This window comes from Providencia rustigianii DSM 4541 (genome assembly GCF_000156395.1).
GTDB lineage: Bacteria > Pseudomonadota > Gammaproteobacteria > Enterobacterales > Enterobacteriaceae > Providencia > Providencia rustigianii.
Genome location: NZ_GG703819.1, coordinates 53,194 through 73,234, shown reverse-complemented (window position 1 = coordinate 73,234; position 20,041 = coordinate 53,194). Strand labels below are relative to the sequence as shown.

Annotated in this window: 15 protein-coding genes; all 15 read left to right on the top strand. The window is 42.6% G+C overall.

Features of this window, described 5'->3' with window-relative positions; translation table 11 throughout:
• A complete protein-coding gene (gene iscU / locus PROVRUST_RS10150) occupies positions 1–387 on the top strand; it encodes a Fe-S cluster assembly scaffold IscU (protein WP_006814701.1) in 387 nt (128 codons plus the stop codon).
• A 206-nt stretch (positions 388–593) separates the two neighbouring features.
• On the top strand, positions 594–917 hold the full coding sequence (gene iscA / locus PROVRUST_RS10145; RefSeq protein WP_039855390.1) for an iron-sulfur cluster assembly protein IscA: 324 nt from the start codon (positions 594–596) through the stop codon (positions 915–917).
• A 111-nt stretch (positions 918–1,028) separates the two neighbouring features.
• Positions 1,029–1,550 (top strand): co-chaperone HscB, encoded by a 522-nt coding sequence (gene hscB / locus PROVRUST_RS10140; RefSeq protein ID WP_006814699.1) that lies wholly within the window; start codon positions 1,029–1,031, stop codon positions 1,548–1,550.
• 12 nt (positions 1,551–1,562) lie between these two features.
• The gene (gene hscA, locus PROVRUST_RS10135; RefSeq protein ID WP_006814698.1) at positions 1,563–3,413 is read left to right on the top strand and encodes a Fe-S protein assembly chaperone HscA; all 1,851 of its coding nucleotides are present in this window, start codon (positions 1,563–1,565) and stop codon (positions 3,411–3,413) included.
• A 2-nt stretch (positions 3,414–3,415) separates the two neighbouring features.
• Positions 3,416–3,751 (top strand): ISC system 2Fe-2S type ferredoxin, encoded by a 336-nt coding sequence (gene fdx, locus PROVRUST_RS10130; RefSeq protein ID WP_006814697.1) that lies wholly within the window; start codon positions 3,416–3,418, stop codon positions 3,749–3,751.
• 262 nt (positions 3,752–4,013) lie between these two features.
• A complete protein-coding gene (gene iscX / locus PROVRUST_RS10125) occupies positions 4,014–4,214 on the top strand; it encodes a Fe-S cluster assembly protein IscX (protein WP_006814696.1) in 201 nt (66 codons plus the stop codon).
• A 252-nt stretch (positions 4,215–4,466) separates the two neighbouring features.
• On the top strand, positions 4,467–5,762 hold the full coding sequence (gene pepB / locus PROVRUST_RS10120; RefSeq protein WP_039855048.1) for an aminopeptidase PepB: 1,296 nt from the start codon (positions 4,467–4,469) through the stop codon (positions 5,760–5,762).
• A gap of 134 nt (positions 5,763–5,896) precedes the next feature.
• Positions 5,897–6,349: an enhanced serine sensitivity protein SseB C-terminal domain-containing protein gene (locus tag PROVRUST_RS10115; RefSeq protein WP_006814693.1), complete on the top strand. Its 453-nt coding sequence runs from the start codon at positions 5,897–5,899 to the stop codon at positions 6,347–6,349.
• A 225-nt stretch (positions 6,350–6,574) separates the two neighbouring features.
• Complete coding sequence (locus PROVRUST_RS10110) at positions 6,575–11,617, top strand: alpha-2-macroglobulin family protein (protein ID WP_006814692.1); 5,043 nt, start codon at positions 6,575–6,577, stop codon at positions 11,615–11,617.
• A gap of 117 nt (positions 11,618–11,734) precedes the next feature.
• Positions 11,735–14,056 carry a peptidoglycan glycosyltransferase PbpC gene (gene pbpC / locus PROVRUST_RS10105; RefSeq protein ID WP_006814691.1) on the top strand — a complete coding sequence of 774 codons (2,322 nt, stop codon included), beginning with the start codon at positions 11,735–11,737 and terminating at the stop codon, positions 14,054–14,056.
• Between the two features lie 290 nt (positions 14,057–14,346).
• Positions 14,347–14,772 carry a nucleoside-diphosphate kinase gene (ndk, locus tag PROVRUST_RS10100; RefSeq protein ID WP_006814689.1) on the top strand — a complete coding sequence of 142 codons (426 nt, stop codon included), beginning with the start codon at positions 14,347–14,349 and terminating at the stop codon, positions 14,770–14,772.
• A gap of 166 nt (positions 14,773–14,938) precedes the next feature.
• The gene (gene rlmN, locus PROVRUST_RS10095; RefSeq protein WP_473086654.1) at positions 14,939–16,111 is read left to right on the top strand and encodes a dual-specificity RNA methyltransferase RlmN; all 1,173 of its coding nucleotides are present in this window, start codon (positions 14,939–14,941) and stop codon (positions 16,109–16,111) included.
• A gap of 199 nt (positions 16,112–16,310) precedes the next feature.
• A complete protein-coding gene (rodZ, locus tag PROVRUST_RS10090) occupies positions 16,311–17,285 on the top strand; it encodes a cytoskeleton protein RodZ (RefSeq protein ID WP_006814687.1) in 975 nt (324 codons plus the stop codon).
• 160 nt (positions 17,286–17,445) lie between these two features.
• The gene (ispG, locus tag PROVRUST_RS10085) at positions 17,446–18,567 is read left to right on the top strand and encodes a flavodoxin-dependent (E)-4-hydroxy-3-methylbut-2-enyl-diphosphate synthase (RefSeq protein WP_006814686.1); all 1,122 of its coding nucleotides are present in this window, start codon (positions 17,446–17,448) and stop codon (positions 18,565–18,567) included.
• A 213-nt stretch (positions 18,568–18,780) separates the two neighbouring features.
• On the top strand, positions 18,781–20,041 hold a 1,261-nt coding region (hisS, locus tag PROVRUST_RS10080), incomplete at its 3' end, for a histidine--tRNA ligase (protein WP_006814685.1).

Sequence of the window (20,041 nt, the reverse complement as noted above, 5' to 3'; positions counted from 1 at the left end):
ATGGCTTACAGCGAAAAAGTTATCGATCATTATGAAAATCCACGCAATGTCGGTTCATTTGATAACAATGATCCAAGTGTGGGTAGCGGTATGGTAGGAGCGCCTGCTTGTGGTGACGTCATGAAATTGCAGATCAAAGTCAATGATGACGGCATTATCGAAGATGCGCGCTTTAAAACATACGGTTGTGGCTCTGCTATTGCTTCAAGTTCACTGGTAACTGAGTGGATGAAAGGTAAAAGCTTAGACGAAGCAGAAGCAATCAAAAATACAGCCATTGCTGAAGAACTTGAATTGCCACCAGTGAAAATTCACTGTTCAATTCTGGCTGAAGATGCGATTAAAGCTGCAATTGCTGATTACAAAAGCAAACGCCAAAGCAAATAAAACATAATTATCAGTAAATTTGGGCTGCACTCGTTATATATCAACAATAAAAATCCACAGCCCTGTGACTGATAAGTAAACTCAAAATTAATTAAAGATGTATTTATTATGCAACTTTAAGTATGATGAGTTGTACCGATGATTTGAAGGCGGATGCTAATATTTTGATAGCATCTGCCTTGTTTGTTTCTAAAGTGAGGTTTGCAATGTCTATTTCTCTTACAGAAAGTGCAGCGCAACGAATTCAAGCTTTCTTGAAAAATCGTGGTAAAGGCGAAGGTTTGCGTTTAGGTGTAAGAACTTCAGGTTGCTCAGGAATGGCATACGTGCTTGAATTCGCTGATGTTATCAATGAAGAAGACACAGTTTTCGAAGATAAGGGTGTTAAGGTCATCATTGATGGCAAAAGTATGGTTTATTTAGACGGCACTGAGCTGGATTTTGTTAAAGAAGGCTTAAACGAAGGGTTTAAATTTAATAACCCTAATGTTAACAGTGAATGCGGATGCGGTGAAAGTTTTCACGTATAATGTCTTCAAATGAACATGACTTTGACCAATGTAACTAGCATGATACTAATGGCAACATGATATTTAGTTAAGTTAGCTACATTGGTACCCGGTTCGAGAAACTGAGCACTTATGGATTATTTTACTCTTTTTGGGCTAACCCCAAACTATGCGATTGACAGTGAGCAACTCACGCATCGCTTTCAAGAACTACAGCGACAGTATCATCCAGATCGCTTTGCAACCTGTTCCGAACAGGAAAAAATGCAAGCCCTCCAACATGCTGCAACTATCAATGCGGCATATCAATCTCTTCGTCATCCGCTAAAACGTGCGGAGTATATGCTTTTACTGCATGGTTTTGACATTAATAACGAACAGCATACCATGCACGATACTGCATTTTTGATGGAGCAATTAGAGCTGCGTGAAGAATTAGATGGTATTGAAAATAGCTCGCAAGCGCTTGAACAACTGTCTGAGTTCATGAAAAAAGTCAAACAAATGCAACAGATACGTAGCGCTTTAATGGTCACTCAGCTTGATGGTATGCAGTGGGAACAAGCCGCAGATACCGTACGCAAATTGCGTTTTCTCGATAAGTTACAGCAACAGGCTGAGCAACTCGAAGAACGGTTACTAGACGACTTTTAAGAGAAAACCACTATGTCTTTATTACAAATTAGCGAACCTGGCATGACTGCGGCGCCACACCAGCGCAAATTAGCAGCAGGGATCGATCTGGGGACAACTCACTCTTTGATTGCGACAGTACGCAGTGGTGAGGCGGCGACGTTACCTGATGACCAAGGTCGTGACTTGTTACCGTCAATTGTTAATTACCAAGCGGATAGCCGAATCGTTGGATGGGAAGCAAAACAACTTTCAGAGCAAGATCCTGTTAATACCATTATTTCAGTGAAACGTATGATGGGACGCTCATTAGCTGATATCCAGAAACGTTACCCTGAATTACCTTACCAACTTACAGCCAGCGAAAATGGTTTGCCGTTTATCCAAACTGCAGCTGGGCAAGTAGATCCTATTCAAGTTTCTTCTGACATTTTGAAAACCTTAGCCAAAAGGGCAGAACAAACGCTGGGTGGTGAAATGGACGGTGTCGTGATCACTGTGCCAGCTTATTTCGATGATGCACAGCGTCAAGGTACTAAAGATGCTGCTCGTTTGGCAGGATTGCATGTACTACGTTTATTAAACGAACCTACCGCTGCTGCAATTGCCTATGGTTTAGATTCTGGACAAGAAGGGGTTATCGCGGTTTATGACCTTGGCGGCGGAACTTTTGACGTATCTATTTTACGTCTAACTCGTGGTGTGTTTGAAGTTTTAGCCACCGGTGGTGATACTGCACTGGGTGGTGATGATTTCGACCAAGTTCTCGCTGAATGGATTGCGGCACAGGCCGGTCTTTCCGTTCAAGGTAATCACCGTTTAACTCGCCAGCTGTTGAACATTGCGACAGAAACTAAAGTGGCGTTAAGTGATGCTGAATCTGTCACTATCACCTTGCCAAATTGGCAGGGCGAAATAAACCGTGAAACATTTGAATCTCTGATTGAAACTCATATTAAACGTACTTTAATGGCGTGTCGCCGAGCGTTAAAAGATGCTGGCGTTGAGGCGAGTGAAGTTCTTAATGTAGTCATGGTCGGTGGTTCAACACGAGTACCATTAGTCAGAAAAAAAGTGGGTGAGTTTTTTGGGCGTATACCATTAACCTCCATTGATCCTGATAAAGTCGTTGCGATCGGTGCAGCTATTCAAGCCGATATTTTAGTGGGAAATAAACCTGATAGCGATATGTTGCTATTAGATGTGATTCCTTTGTCATTAGGGTTAGAAACCATGGGCGGTTTAGTGGAAAAAGTTATTCCACGTAACACGACAATCCCTGTCGCTCGAGCTCAAGAATTTACCACGTTTAAAGATGGGCAAACGGCGATGAGCGTTCATGTTGTCCAAGGTGAGCGTGAAATGGTCGCAGATTGCCGCTCATTAGCTCGATTTACGTTACGTGATATTCCACCAATGGCTGCTGGCGGCGCACATATTCGAGTCACATTCCAAGTGGATGCTGACGGCTTGCTTAGTGTAAGTGCGATGGAAAAATCCACTGGTGTCGCGGCTTCGATTCAAGTTAAGCCATCTTATGGTTTAACTGACACTGAAATTTCAACCATGATTAAAGATTCAATGGCTAACGCGCAGGATGATCTAAATGCGCGCCGCTTAGCGGAGCAAAAAGTTGAAGCAGCAAGAGTGCTTGAAAGTTTAACGAGCGCATTAGAGCAAGATGCACATTTACTGACACCGAAAGAAGAGTCAGAAATTGATAATGCGGTCAATGAGTTAATCCAAGCGGTAGAGGGAACTGACCCTACCGTAATTGAAAATGCAATTAAACAACTGGATAAAAAATCACAGGAGTTTGCTGCTCGTCGAATGGATGCTTCCATCCGCCAAGCGTTGTCAGGCCATTCTGTGGATGAGATATAATTATGCCTAAAATAGTTTTTTTACCTCATAGTTCTTTATGTCCGGAAGGTGCGGTTGTTGACGCACAAGAGGGCGAATCAATTTTAGACGTAGCATTGCGCAATGGAATCGAAATTGACCATGCCTGTGAAAAATCCTGTGCATGTACCACATGTCATTGTATCGTCCGTGAAGGATTCGATTCATTGGAAGAGAGCAGCGAACTTGAAGACGACATGCTAGATAAAGCATGGGGCTTAGAACCAGAAAGCCGCTTAAGCTGCCAGGCACTGGTTGCGGATGAAGACCTCGTTGTCGATATTCCGAAGTATACGATTAACCACGCTCGCGAACACTGATGCTCGTTATATTTTGCGCCGTAGCGTTGTTGGCTGCATTCGCTAACCCTAGTCACATACTTTTGTATGCACCTAGGGATTAACTCTTTTTGCCGCTTTGCTCGTCATAGTTCTCGCCGTAGCGTTGTTGGCTGCATTCGTTAACCCTAATCACATACTTTTGTATGCTCCTAGGGATTAACTCTTTTGCCGCCTAGCTACAATATGAACTATTTAGAGCGGTATAATCCAAAAAACTGACTTTGTAGAATTTGGAAAAAATATGAGCTTAAAATGGACAAACAGCCGTGAAATTGGTGAAGCGTTGTATGATGCTTACCCGGATATTGATCCAAAAACAGTGCGTTTCACCGATATGCACCAATGGATTTGTGACTTAGAAGATTTTGAAGATGACCCACAAAAATCAAACGAAAAAATCTTAGAAGCAATTTTGTTAGTGTGGTTGGATGAGTTCGAGTAAGCAATCACTGATAAATAACCGGATAGCTATAACAGATAGCATCCGGTTTTTTTATGTCTGTCTACCTGTGATTTTTATTATCACGGAGTAAAATATTCTAAAGTACGCCTATCAATCTGATAGAAAGTTAACCCAATATTATTGCTATTTTTAGGGTATAGTTGACGAAGAAACATTATTTTGTGGCGAAAAATGATGCGTTAAATTTAACGTTTCGCGACAATAAGCACAGTGGATAAAGTGAGAGATACGATGACAAAACAAATTATGCCAGTAATGATTACTTGCGAACCCGCAGCACCATGCTGGGGTGAAGGCGCCTTGTTAAGTTCAAGTGATAAAGGCATGACTATCCATCTTAAGCACCCCGGCAAGCTTTGTGCGGTGCAAAGTGCAGGTCGTAAACTGGATGGTCAAGGCATTCGTAATGTTGCATTAATTGGCGAAGGCTGGGATCTAGAAAAAAGTTGGGCATTTTGGCAAGGTTTTCGTGCACCTAAAGGTGCAAGAACTATTGAATGGCCAGTATTAGCTGAAGCCGACCGTAAAGAATTAGAACAACGAATCAATACGATCGATTGGGTTCGCGATATTATTAATGCGCCTGCTGAAGAGTTAGGTCCAGAGCAGCTAGCTCAACGTTCTATCGATTTACTGTGCAAAGTTGGCGCACACGATATTAGCTACCGTATTGTGAAAGGCGATGACTTATTAGAACAAGGCTACACAGGTATCCATGCTGTTGGTCGTGGCTCTAATCGCCCACCAGTTTTGTTAGCATTGGATTACAACCCCGGTAGTAATGATAAAACGCCAGTATTTGCCTGTTTAGTGGGTAAAGGCATCACTTTTGATTCAGGGGGCTATAGTATTAAGCCATCGGCATCAATGAACTCAATGAAAGCCGATATGGGCGGAGCAGCAACACTGGTTGGCTCTTTAGCTTTAGCGATCACGCGTGGTTTAAACAAGCGTGTGAAATTAATCCTGTGCATCGCAGATAACATGGTGAGCGGTAATGCCTTTAAATTAGGGGATATTATTCGCTACCGTAATGGTAAATCTGTTGAAATCATGAATACGGATGCGGAGGGGCGTTTAGTTCTGGCTGACGGTCTGATTGATGCAAGTAAAGAAAAACCGACCTTGATTATCGATGCTGCAACATTAACGGGTGCAGCTAAAACGGCAGTAGGCAACGATTACCACTCAGTGTTGAGTTTTGACGATAAGCTGGTTTCTGAGCTTATGTCCTCTTCTGATGAAGAGTTTGAATTATTTTGGCGTTTACCGTTAGCAGAATTCCATCGCCAACAATTACCATCAGGTTTTGCAGATCTGAATAATATTGCTGCGCCATCGCATACAGCGGGAGCAAGTACCGCCGCTGCATTTTTATCTCATTTTGTTGAAAACTATCGTCAAAATTGGGTGCATATTGACTGCTCCGCAACTTACCGTAAATCACCTGTAAGTTTATGGGCCGAAGGCGCAACTGGAATTGGCGTGAGAACATTAGCGAACCTACTTCTCAAAAAAGCAAAATAATTCGCGATATAATGAGTTGCAGTGAAGCATTTATTCGCTTCCTGCACTCAACTAATTTATGCGTATAAATTGATTTTTTGTTTTTAGGCTTATTGAAAATAGAGTGCATATTTTCACGTTGCAGAGGATGCTCAATGTCGCAACAATCAAATAATCAAGCAACAAATACACAATCCGATATTCAATTTACGGAACTGACTATTCCGGAAGGCTCCTCGCTAAAGTTAAGCGTTCTAGAGCAAGAACCTAAAGAATTAACGGCTGCTTTGAGTGAGTTTTTTAAGCAGCATAAAGTGATTCGCCGTGGGTTTATTGTGTCCGTTCAGGAAATTGAAAAAAAACAGTATGACGACATTTTAATGATTGCATTGGAATTTGTGTCGGGTACTGAAAATATTGATGAGATCATTCATCAAGCTGGTAGCATTGCTTGTGAGTATATTGATGATGATGAATCCATTGATTTTTGTATTGTGAATGATGAAGAAACGGGTATTAGTCATTTCATCACCAAACATGTAGCGCCTTTCTATCAGCGCCGATTAGGTAGTTTTTTACGTGATACTATTCCTATTGTTAATACGTAAACCTCTTTCTTCACAAAAATAAAGGCTGACTCTGTTCAGCCTTTATTTTTACGTTTTGTCTGATATGTCTTCCCGTTACATTCTGTTAAATTATATGAACAATCACGCTTGAATTAATGACTGTTGATTACACACATTTCAGTCATATCTAATTTTTAGGGTTCAAAAAATGTATTTGAGCCTAACAAACATAATAAATTTAACTCAATAGAGGATGGGGCGGTAATGAAACAACAATCAAGTTGGAGTTCATTGGCGGGTCTAAAAACCAAAAAACGTTATCTCGCATTAGCATTAGCATCCGTTGTTGCGCTAGCAGGCTGTGATAATAGCGAAGATACAGCCAAAAAAGAGAGTGCAGTTTCGGCGCCTGTGACAACAGAAAATACGACTAAAACCGCGCCAGTTGCAGAGCAAAAAAAATCCGCACCAAAACTATCGAATGAAGAGATGGTTAAAAAGTATGCAGGTAAAGATCTTGAGATCCTTGATGCATCCGAGCTGCAATTAGACGGTGCCAGTGCAATGGTTGTCACTTTTTCTGTACCATTACAACCTAACCAAAACTTCGGTCAATATCTAAATCTTGTAGATGTTAAAGCGGGTAAATTAGATGGGGACTGGGAACTGTCTGATAACCAAATGGAATTACGTTTCCGTCATCTGCCGCCATCAAAAGAGTTAAACCTTTCTGTTACACCTGGAGTTAAAGCAGTTAACGAACGTACCCTGTTGAGCAATTTTGAGAAAAAGCTCCAAACCGCACAAATTATTCCTACCGTAGGCTTTGCAAGTAAAGGTTCTTTATTGCCAAGTAAGGTGGCTCAAGGCTTGCCTGTTATTGCGTTAAACGTCGATAAAGTTGATGTTAACTTTTTCCGAGTTGATGAAAAGCAGCTACCGCAATTTTTAGCGATGTGGCAATACCGCAGTAATTACGAATATTGGTATTCAGAAGAGTTTCTCGACAAAGTTGAGCTAGCGTATACAGGACGTTTCGACCTTAATCCTGATAAAAATACCCGTCAATCTATCCTGCTACCATTAAAAGATATCAAAGAATTACAGCAAGATGGTGTCTATTTAGCCATTATGCAAAAAGCGGGTAGCTACAGTTATCAATTCCCTGCGACAGTATTCACGCTGAGTGATATTGGGGTATCCCTGCACAGCTATCAAGATCGCGTTGATGTGTTTACGCAATCTTTAGCGAAAGGTTCAGCAATCAAAGGCGTTGAACTACGTATTCTGGATGAAAAAGGTCAATTAGTGACCAAGGGTACGACCGATGGTGATGGTCATGCACAATTAGAAAAATTGGCAGGAGGTAAATTATTGTTGGCAACCCATGAAGGGCAAACCAGCATGATCGACCTGACTCAGCCTGCACTAGACCTTTCTGAATTTGATATTTCAGGACCTTCGGGCTTTGCGAAACAATTATTTGTATTCGGACCTCGTGACCTGTATCGCCCAGGGGAATTACTGTTGGTAAATGGTTTGCTACGTGATGGCAATGGTAACCCAGTAAAATCTCAGCCAGTGAAAGTGGATATTTTAAAAACAGATGGTCAGGTCTTCAGAAGCTTTGTATGGCAAGGTGATGATAAACAAGATGGTCTGTATCAGTATCAATTTGAAATTCCTAAAAATGCAGAAACAGGTGGTTGGTCATTACGTTTCGATTTAGGGGATGGTTCTCCACAGCGTTATTACAAATTTAATGTTGAAGATTTTATGCCAGAACGTATGGCATTAGATATTACTGGCAATGATAAACCAGTATTGAATTCTGAATCTGTTGAATTTGATATTAAAGGTCGCTATTTGTATGGCGCGCCTGCAGCAAACAATGAATTACAAGGTCAGGTGCTACTGAAGGCTAACCGTGAAGCCGTTGCAAAACTGCCGGGCTTTGAGTTTGGAGCCATGAATGAAGAAGGGCTACCGCGTAAACTGGATGAATTTGACTTAACGCTGGATGATGGCGGCGAAACAGTAATTTCATTGCCACAAAGTAACTGGGAGTCGACCCGTTCACCAATTACTGCTGTGTTACAAGCCAGCTTGCTAGAGGCGGGTGGTCGCCCTGTAACTCGTCGCGCTGAACAAGCTATTTGGCCAGCAAATGAGTTAGTGGGAATTCGCCCTCTGTTTGCGAAGAAAGAAATTTACGATTACCGAACAGACCGTTATGCCCAACGATATAACGTTGATGAAAATTCACTTGCTGAATTTGAAATCGTCATGGCTGATGCCGCAGGTAATAAACTGGCAGCGCAAAATTTGACGGTACGTTTAGTGTATGAACGTAGAGATTATTACTGGAGCTGGTCAGAAAGTGGTGGTTGGGGTTCTAACTATGATCAGAAAGATCTGGTGATGGCAAATGAAAACATTACCATCGAAAAAGATGGCACGGCGAAGCTATCATTCCCTGTTGATTGGGGCTCTTTCCGTTTAGAAGTGATTAATCCAGAAAATCAGTTGGTGAGTAGCCTTCAATTCTGGGCTGGCTATTCATGGCAAGACAATACTGGAGGCAGTGGTTCTGTTCGTCCTGACCAAGTGAAATTAAGCTTAAATAAACCCGCTTATTTACCAGGTGAAAAAGCCAAAGTACGTATCGAATCACCAAAAGCAGGTAAGGGTTATATCTTGCTTGAATCCAGTAATGGACCGCTGTGGTGGGAGGAAATTGATGTACCCGCTAGCGGCTTAGACGTTGAAGTCCCAGTCAATAAAGAGTGGGCTCGCCATGACTTGTATATCTCCGCGGTGGTGGTGCGTCCGGGTGATGATTCGAAAGAAGCTACGGTTAAACGTGCGGTTGGTGTACTGCATTTACCGCTAGCAGACGAGAATCGTAAGATTTCATTAGCGCTAAATTCACCGACGAAAATGCGTCCAAATCAAGATCTCAAAGTGAAGATCAAAGCAACTGCACAAGATGGTAAGCCATTACCTGAAAAAGTGAATGTATTACTATCCGCAGTGGATACTGGCGTTCTGAATATCACGGATTTTAAAACCCCAGATCCATACGATGCTTTCTTTGGTCGTAAGCGCTATAGCGTTGATCAATACGATGTTTATGGTCACCTTATTGAAGGTCAAGGTAAGCTGGCGAACTTACGTTTTGGCGGTGATGGTGAAGATGCTGCTCTTGAACGCGGTGGTAAGAAACCATTAACTGAAGTGAAAATTATCGCTGAACAAGCGGCTCCAGTCACTCTTGATGAAAATGGTGAAGGTGAAATTACACTGGCTATCCCTGATTTTAACGGAGAGCTACGTTTAATGGCGCAAGCATGGAACCAAAAAGACTTTGGACATGCAGACAGTAAAGTAACTGTCGCTGCACCATTAGTAACCCAAATGTCGATGCCACGTTTTATGGCGGGTGGCGATAAGTCCTATTTTGCGCTTGACCTCACTAACATGACCGATAGCACCCAAAATGTGACGGTATCATTCAAAGCGTCAGGAATGGTGAAACTGGACGGTGTTTCTAGCCGTGAAGTTGAACTGACGAAAGGCAAGCGTACCACACTGACCTTACCTGTTAGCGCGGACTATGGTTTTGGCGAAGGTGAAGTCTCAATGACGGTCAATGGCGTGAAAATCGCCGGAGAAGCGGAAAAAGAGTACAAAAATAGTTGGAAAGTGGGGGTTAGACCTGCACAGCCAGCGGAAACTGTTTCTTTTGCGACAGCGATTGAACCGGGCGAAGTGTGGTCACTACCAACCAATGATTTTGCTTACCTACAGGCAGATACCTTAGAAGGGCAAGTACTATTAACGAGCCGTCCTCCTCTGCAAATTGCCCGTTATATCCGTGAACTATTTGCCTATCCATATGGTTGTCTTGAGCAAACGGTGAGTGGGTTATATCCATCGTTATTCTCGACTCAAGCAGAGCTGAATCAGCTAGGTATCAAAACGCAAACCGATGCCGAGCGCCATAAAGCTATTGAGGTAGGGATCCCGCATTTACTGGGTATGCAGCGTGATGATGGTAGTTTCTCACTATGGGATAAAAATGGCAGTGAAGAATACTGGCTAACAGCCTATGCAGCAGATTTCTTGAATAAAGCTAACCAGCGTGGCTTCACAGTACCGCAAGATGCACTGAATAATGCCAATGCGCGTTTATTAAGTTACCTACAAGATGGCAATTTAGTGAACTATCCATACACCGATAATCAAGAAGCTTCTCGCTTTGCAACTCAATCTTACGCAGGGTTAGTGTTGGCGAGCCAACAAAAAGCTCCTCTGGGTGCTTTGCGCCAAATTTATGGTCATGCAGATAGAGCGACGAGTGGCTTAGCGTTAGTTCAATTGGGTATCGCTTTAAACCTGATGGGAGATAAAGCCCGAGGTGAAAGCGCAATTATCGATGGATTGAAAAAACAACGTACTCGCTATAATTATATTGGTGATTACGGTTCAGCCATCCGTGATGATGCAATGATTGTTGCATTACTTAATGAATATAAGCTGATGCCAAAATCCCGTGATCAGAAGTTACAAACGCTGTCTAATAATTTGACGTCAAAAGGTTATTTTTCAACGCAAGAGAGTAACTCACTATACTTGGCGGGTCGTTATTATATAAACGAGACAGAAACACCGTGGAAAGCGTTAGTCAATGGCCAACAGCCGCCGGTTGTTTCGGATAAACCTGTGAGTGAGTTTTTATCAAAAGACCAATTGCAAAATGGATATAGCGTTGAAAACAGCGGAACCAATACGCTGTACACACGCTTGAACGTTGTGGGTTACCCATTACGTTCACCAAAACCCTCTTCGAACGTCTTAGATATTAAGCGTAGTTACTATGATATGAAAGGTAACCGTGTTTCATTAGATAGATTAAGAACGGGTGAAATGGTGGTGGTCAAACTGGAAGTTAATGCATCACAGACAGTGCCAGATGCGCTGGTGGTTGATTTACTGCCTGCTGGTCTAGAGTTGGAAAATCAGAACTTAGCGAATAGTAGTGCGAATCTCAGTGAGTCTGCGCCAAATCTGCAAGAGATGATTAATGACATGCAGCAGTCGCAAGTTCGTCATATGGAATACCGTGATGACCGCTTCGTGGCAGCAGTAGAAGTTCAGCAATATCGTCCAACAACGCTGGTTTATTTGGCTCGAGCAGTGACGCCGGGGGTTTATAACAACCCTGTACCTCAAGTGGAATCCATGTATGTCCCTGAGTGGCGTGCAACGGGTTATGCGGATGGTCAATTGGAAATTGTTCGCTAATCAAGAAACTAAGCCATAGAAATAATGGCTTAATGAGTGAATAAAAAGAGGGAAGCAGTTTGTTTTCCCTCTTTTTTAGCATTATAAAATCAATAATAACTAGCGGTATGTTTACAAATGAAGAAATGGTTACGTCGCACAGGGTGGATACTGGTTTTCCTAGTCGTAGTCTTGCCTGTCGCCTTTATAGCTGCGGATAAAATTTGGCCATTGCCGATTAAGCAAATTGAGATGGCGCGCACTGTTGTGGCAGCAGATGGCACCCCATTGTGGCGATTTGCAGATAAAGAAGGGATTTGGCGCTTTCCTGTCAAATTGGATGAGGTTTCCCCTGATTTTATTGATGCTTTATTAACCTATGAAGATCGCCATTTCTATCAGCATCCGGGAGTTAATCCTTTTTCATTAATGCGTGCGGCAGGGCAATTAGCCAGCTCTGGGCGTATTGTTTCTGGTGGCAGTACCATTTCCATGCAGGTAGCAAGGTTGATTGATCCTCACGAGCGTACTTTTGGGGGCAAACTCAAGCAGCTGTGGCGTACAGCTCAGTTGGAATACCATTATTCAAAGGATGAAATCCTTGAAATGTACCTTAACCGAGCGCCTTACGGTGGAACGATTGAGGGAATTGGTGCGGCAAGTTGGGTATATCTTAATAAAGCGCCAGACAAATTAACGGCGAGTGAAGCGGCATTATTTGCAGTATTACCCCAAGCGCCAAGTCGTTTGAGGCCAGACCGATATCCAGAGCGTGCTCAAGCGGCACGAGATAAAGTTTTAGATAGATTGGTAGAGTTTAAGGTCTGGACTCCAGAAAAAGTGGTGGAAGTTAAACAAGAGCAAATTTGGTTAGCACCACGGAAAAATCCTCATTTAGCACCGTTGCTTGCTCGCCGTGTAATTAAAGGTTCTCAAGAGTCTATTGTGGAAACAACCATTGATGCAAGTATGCAAAGGCAGCTTGAAGAGATGGCAATGAACTGGAAAAACCAGCTACCCAAACAGACATCCCTCGGTCTGCTAGTGGTGGATCATACGGATATGAGCGTCAAAGCCTATATTGGCTCCATTGATTTTCAAGATGATAGCCGGTTTGGGCACGTCGATATGATCAATGCATGGCGTTCGCCCGGTTCCACATTAAAACCTTTTTTGTATGCCTTAGCGATGGATGATGGACTGATTCATGCAGAGTCATTATTACAGGATGTTCCTCGACGATTTAATGATTATCGCCCTGGTAACTTCGACAGCGGTTTTAATGGACCAGTCAGTGTCAGTGATGCCTTAGTTCGTTCATTAAATTTACCCGTAGTGCAATTACTGGATGTGTATGGCAGTAAGCGCTTTACTGCACAGCTGCGTAATGTCGGTACTGAATTACGATTCCCGGTTGGGGGGGAACCTAATTTATCGCTGATCCTTGGCGGTACGGCAGCTCGAATGGAAGACCTTGTTTCTGCATACAGTGCATTTGCACGACAAGGGCAGGTTTCACCATTACGCTTTCACACGACAGATCAGGTAAGAAACAGGACGTTAATGTCACCGGGAGCTGCATGGATCGTACGGAGGATCATGGCAGGGGAAGCACGCCCGGTTCCTGATGCAAACTTATCAGGGCAATTGAATTTGGCGTGGAAAACAGGAACCAGCTATGGCTACCGTGATGCGTGGGCTATAGGGGTAAATCCACGCTACACCATCGGTGTGTGGGTTGGACGCCCAGATGCTACACCGGTGGCGGGGCAACTCGGATTCGCAACAGCAATCCCAATTATGAACCAAGTCAATAATATGCTATTGACGAGGATTTATCAGTCCCATGAACCATTACCAAAAGATGCAAAACCTGCCAGTGTTAGCCAAGCCGTCATTTGTTGGCCGGGAGGTACGGCGTTACTGAAGGATGATAGTAACTGTCGCCAGCGCCGTCTAAGCTGGATTTTAGACAGCACAATCCCACCAACCTTAATGGCCAGAGATCAAGAGTCATCATTAGGACTACGGCATAAAGTGTGGGTGAACGAGCAAGGCTTACAAGTTGCGGCAGATTGCCCAAATGCGCAAGAAAAAGAGATTTATTTATGGCCAATTACGGTGGAATCTTGGTTACCAGCAAGTGAAAAACGTGCCAGTCGATTACCTAAACCGGATAAAGCGTGCCCACCACTAAACCTTGAAATGCCCCCATTATTAATTTCAGGGATCCGAGACGGCGAAGTATTACAACGCTTGCCAGGGAAAATTAGTTTAGACCTACGCTTGATGACTCAAGGGGGACAAGGGCAAAAATGGTGGTTTTTAAATGGTGAGCAAGTGAACAATACTGAACAAAATGGTTCAATTTTGTTGACCTTGGAAAAAAGTGGAAACTACCAAATATCTGTCTTAGATCTGAGTGGACAGGTAACGGCCATCAACTTTAGGGTGAAGTAATAGAACAAAACCGTGACTTAATTAAAAAAATGACATTTTTTGCTATAAAAAGATTAACAAAATGTTGATATGGCTGTAGGAAATTGTAATCTGAGCCCCTATAATCAACGCCTTGTTTTTCTGCTTCCTTAGTATCAGGAATAGAAACAATATAAAAAACTACAACAGACACATATTCTTGGTTCTTAATATGCACCTTTTACCTGACAAGCTATAAACAGTTTGCGAAATGAGAGTAAAAAAGCAGAGAATAAAGAGTCAAAGTCAAGTCAATCGCTAAGAGGTTATTTATGGCTGTTCAACGTACATTTTCTATCATCAAACCAAACGCAGTTAAGAAAAACGTAATTGGTGCAATTTACAACCGTTTTGAAAACGCAGGCTTCTCAATCGTTGCAGCTAAAATGATGCATCTGACTCGTGAACAAGCGGAAGGCTTCTACGCTGAACATAAAGGTCGTCCTTTCTTTGATGGTCTGGTTGAATTCATGACTTCTGGTCCAATCATGTTACAAGTATTAGAAGGCGAAAACGCAATTCAACGTCACCGTGATCTGATGGGTGCAACTAACCCTGACAACGCATTAGCGGGTACGTTACGTGCTGACTATGCTGACAGCTTCACTGAAAACGCAACGCATGGTTCTGACTCAGAAGAATCTGCTGCACGTGAAATTGCTTATTTCTTCACTGCTGACGAAATTTGCCCACGCTAAGGCGTGCTCAATAATGCGTTAGCATTATTGATATAAAGTTTGTACAATATGTCACCCTGTTAATAATTATGGTTAACAGGGTTATTTTTTTTATAGCAACCGAATATTTACGTCGTGCTTTTTGCACTGCCGAAAGTGTAACAACGAGGCAAACTCAATGTCTGATATGACTACCAATGCACAGTGTGCAACATCTTCTGCTGTATCGATTACCCCAGAAAAAAATACCCAGAAAATCAACTTGCTGGATTTAAATCGTAAGCAAATGCGCGAATTTTTTGCTGAATTAGGTGAAAAACCGTTCCGTGCAGACCAAGTGATGAAGTGGATTTACCACTATTGTTACGATGATTTCGATCAAATGACCGATATCAACAAAGTATTACGTACTAAATTGAAAGAAGTGGCTGAAATCCGCGCTCCTGAAGTGGCTGATGAACAACGTTCATCCGATGGTACGATTAAGTGGGCCATCAAAGTCGGTGACCAACTGGTTGAAACGGTATATATCCCTGAAGCTGATCGCGCAACATTATGTGTTTCTTCCCAAGTCGGCTGTGCGCTTGAGTGTAAATTCTGCTCAACGGCTCAACAAGGTTTCAACCGTAACTTACGCGTATCTGAAATTATTGGGCAAGTATGGCGTGCCGCTAAAATTATTGGATCATTAAAATCGACAGGCCGCCGCCCAATTACCAACGTGGTGATGATGGGAATGGGAGAGCCGTTACTCAACCTGAACAATGTGGTTCCCGCGATGGAAATCATGTTGGATGATTTTGGTTTCGGTTTGTCAAAACGCCGCGTGACGATCTCCACATCCGGCGTAGTTCCGGCACTGGATAAACTGGGCGATATGATTGATGTGGCATTAGCTATTTCACTGCATGCGCCAACGGACGATGTGCGTGATGAAATCGTACCTATCAATAAAAAATATAATATCGAAACATTTTTAAATAGTGTGAATCGATATTTAACTAAATCCAATGCAAATGCTGGGCGTGTAACCGTCGAGTATGTGATGCTTGATCATATTAATGACAGTGTCGAGCAAGCGCATCAGTTAGCTGAATGCTTGAAAAATACGCCAAGTAAAATTAATTTGATCCCATGGAACCCGTTCCCGGGAGCACCTTATGGCCGCAGCTCAAATAGTCGGATTGACCGCTTCTCTAAAGTGTTGATGGAGTATGGCTTTACTACGATAGTTCGTAAAACGCGTGGTGATGATATTGATGCGGCGTGTGGACAGCTTGCTGGCGATGTTATTGATAGGACGAAACGGACCTTGAAAAAACGCTTAGCAGGGGAACCAATCCAAGTTAAAGCAGTCTGATATATAGATAATATTTAAGCAGTGAGTTAGGTTATGATTCAGGGTGTTTTATGTTAGGCAAAATGCCCTGGTTCGCCTACAATGTTTAAAGTGACAAGGAATCTATATTGTTGTTTAGAAACTATGAGTTACTCTGACGGATAAAGTGGCGCGAAGTCAGCTTTATATTTTTTTAACTTGGAAATAGTGTTGCTAGCTAATGACTATCGAAAATAATACCGAACAAACCTCTATCACTGTAGGACAAGTATTATCGCAAGCCCGTGAACGTAAGGGATTGACGCAGGAAATGGTTGCTGAGCGACTGTGCCTTAAAGTGAGTACGGTAAAGGAAATAGAGCAAGATATTCATCCAGCTGGTGTTGAGCCAACATTCTTACGTGGCTATATACGTCTTTATGCTCGAATGGTTGGTCTCCCAGAAAGTGAAATTAGCGTATTTTTGAAAACCGATGCGCCTGCTCAAGTTTCCAATGTTTCCCCGATGCAAAGCTATTCTCTAGGTAAAAAACGCAAAAAACGTGAAGGCTGGTTGATGAAAATCACTTGGCTGATCGTGATTATTTTGATTGCTATGGTGGGTATTTGGTGGTGGCAAGATCATAATGCTCAGAAAAAAGATTTTATCACCATGGCAACGGAAAACGATTTAATTTTATCGCAGCAAGATAATAGTAGTCAGCCTGTAGCTCCGACTAATCCCGCGATGATTGCACCACTTGCAACTGAGAATGGTGCGGTACAAACATCCTCAGTAACTGGCGAGTTGCCTGTTTTATCTGACAATCAAGAGACCCCAATTGCTGGTAATGCAGATGCTCAAGCTGTGAGAACAATTCCACTGCCAAATGCACCACAGACTGCATCATCAGTGGATAGAGCGCAAGCAAATGCAAGCACTGAATCCACAGATATGCCAGCGGCGAATACAACTGGTTTGGTCTTGAATTTCTCTGGCCAATGTTGGTTGGAAATTCGTGATGCAAATAATAAAGTGTTATTCAGCGGCATGAAAAATGGCGGCGACAAATTAGAACTTGATGGCTCTCAGCCTTACCGCTTGAATATCGGCGCGCCAGCAAATGTGGCAGTACAATTCCAAGGCAAGGATGTTGATTTAAGTCGTTTTATCAAAGCGAAAAGATCAGCAAAATTCACATTGCCAGAAGCGTAAAAGACACTGCAAATTAGAAGAAGCAAACTATATCCTAAAACACTCTTTGTGATAGTTTGTAGTTTGTTTTCTTGTGTATAGTGGGATGCGTAAGAAGCAATAACCATACACTATGCCATGGTATTAAAGAGCACATGGATGTCCGGAGAATTAAACTAAAATGCATAACGAATCACCAATCAAAAGACGTAAATCCACTCGTATCTATGTAGGTAATGTCCCCGTTGGAGATGGCGCACCAATTGCTGTCCAATCAATGACTAATACACGCACCACTGATGTCGATGCGACTGTTCGCCAAATAAAAGCATTGGAGCGAGTAGGCGTGGATATTGTGCGTGTATCAGTGCCCACAATGGATGCGGCAGAAGCCTTTAAATTAATCAAACAAAAAGTCGATGTTCCCTTAGTGGCCGATATCCATTTTGACTATCGAATAGCCCTGAAAGTTGCGGAATATGGTGTGGATTGCCTGCGTATTAACCCAGGTAATATCGGTAGTGAAGAGCGTATCCGCCAAGTGGTTGATTGCGCTCGTCATTACAACATTCCTATTCGTATTGGGGTTAATGGCGGTTCATTGGAAAAAGATATCCAAGAAAAATATGGTGAACCTACGCCTGAAGCATTAGTTGAATCTGCTATGCGCCATGTTGATATTCTCGATAGATTGAACTTTGATCAATTTAAAGTCAGTGTAAAAGCATCTGATGTTTTCCTTGCGGTAGGTTCTTACCGTTTATTGGCTCAAAAAATTGACCAACCGTTGCATTTAGGTATCACTGAAGCGGGGGGCGCACGTGCGGGCTCCGTGAAATCTGCAATTGGCTTAGGTATGCTGCTATCCGAAGGTATCGGTGATACATTACGTATTTCATTGGCAGCAGACCCTGTTGAAGAAGTCAAAGTCGGTTTTGATATTCTAAAATCATTGCGTATTCGTTCGCGTGGAATCAATTTTATCGCTTGCCCAACGTGCTCACGCCAAGAGTTCGATGTTATCGGCACTGTCAATGCGCTAGAACAACGACTGGAAGATATCATTACGCCAATGGATGTCTCTATTATTGGCTGTGTAGTGAATGGTCCCGGAGAAGCGGAAGTGTCTACTTTAGGTGTGGCGGGTGCAAAAACTAAAAGTGGGTTCTATGAAGATGGCATTCGCCAAAAAGAACGCTTTGATAATGATAAAATTATCGATCAGTTAGAAGCGAAGATTCGTGCTAAAGCGGCGATGATGGATGAAAGCATGCGGATAGAAATTAATCAATTAGAAAAATAATGATTAGAAACTGGCTCATTAGAGTCAGTTTTTATATCTATTGCCATGATTAACGGTATTAATTATGGCTGTTTTTTCTTAAAATTAACGATTAGAGACCAAAATCGACAGATAATTCCCGATTGAGGGGGTGATTTGCAGTTTGTTGATTGAACCTGATGACATTTCGCTCTTATAATCGACCTAATGTAATTCTGAAAATAGAGAAATAAAGTGGGAAAAAATATCCAAGCCATCCGAGGCATGAATGATTACTTGCCGGCAGATACCAGAGTATGGCAAAAAATCGAAGCAACATTGAAAAATATTTTACAGGGTTATGGCTTTAGTGAAATTCGTACCCCGATTGTAGAGCAGACCCCGTTATTCCGTAGAGCAATTGGTGAAGTTACCGATGTTGTTGAAAAAGAGATGTATACCTTCAATGACCGTAACGAAGAAAGTTTGACTCTGCGCCCTGAAAATACCGCAGGTTGTGTACGTGCCGGTATTGAGCATGGTTTGCTGTACAATCAGGAACAACGTTTATGGTATTTAGGGCCGATGTTCCGTTACGAGCGCCCACAAAAAGGTCGTTATCGTCAGTTTCATCAGTTAGGTGCGGAAGTGTTCGGCCTTGCTGGTCCGGATATCGATGCCGAAGTGATTCTAATGACGGCTCGTTGGTGGCGTGCTTTAGGTATCAGTGAGCATGTAACATTGGAACTGAACTCTATTGGTTCTTTGGAAGCGCGAGCTAATTATCGTGATGCTTTAGTTGCTTTCCTTGAACAACACAAAGATAAACTTGATGAAGATTGCAAACGTCGTATGTATAGCAATCCTCTGCGTGTATTGGACTCAAAAAATAAAGATGTCCAAGCTTTATTAAATGATGCACCAGCACTGTTTGATTATCTCGATGATGAATCCCGTGAGCATTTTGACGGATTATGTAAGTTACTCGATAACGCGGGTATTCAATACCGCGTTAATCAGCGCTTAGTTCGTGGTTTAGATTACTATAACCGTACCGTATTCGAGTGGGTAACAACGGCATTAGGTTCTCAAGGAACAGTCTGTGCGGGTGGCCGCTATGATGGTCTGGTTGAGCAACTCGGTGGCCGTGCAACCCCTGCGGTAGGTTTTGCCATGGGTATGGAGCGTATGGTTCTGTTGGTTCAAGAAGTGAACCCTGAATTTACTGCCGATAATTCTGTTGCTGACGTTTATCTCGCTTCATTTGGTGATAACAGCCAACAAGCAGCTTTATTGGTGGCAGAAAAAGTGCGTGATGCACTGCCGACTCTACGCTTAATGACCAACCATGGTGGTGGAAACTTTAAGAAACAGCTGGCTCGTGCAGATAAACAAGGTGCTAAATTGGCACTGATCTTAGGTGAAGATGAAATTCAAAATAGCCAAGTGACCCTGAAAGATTTACGTACCGGAACACAAGAAACTATTTCACAGCAACTAATGGCATCGCGTATTG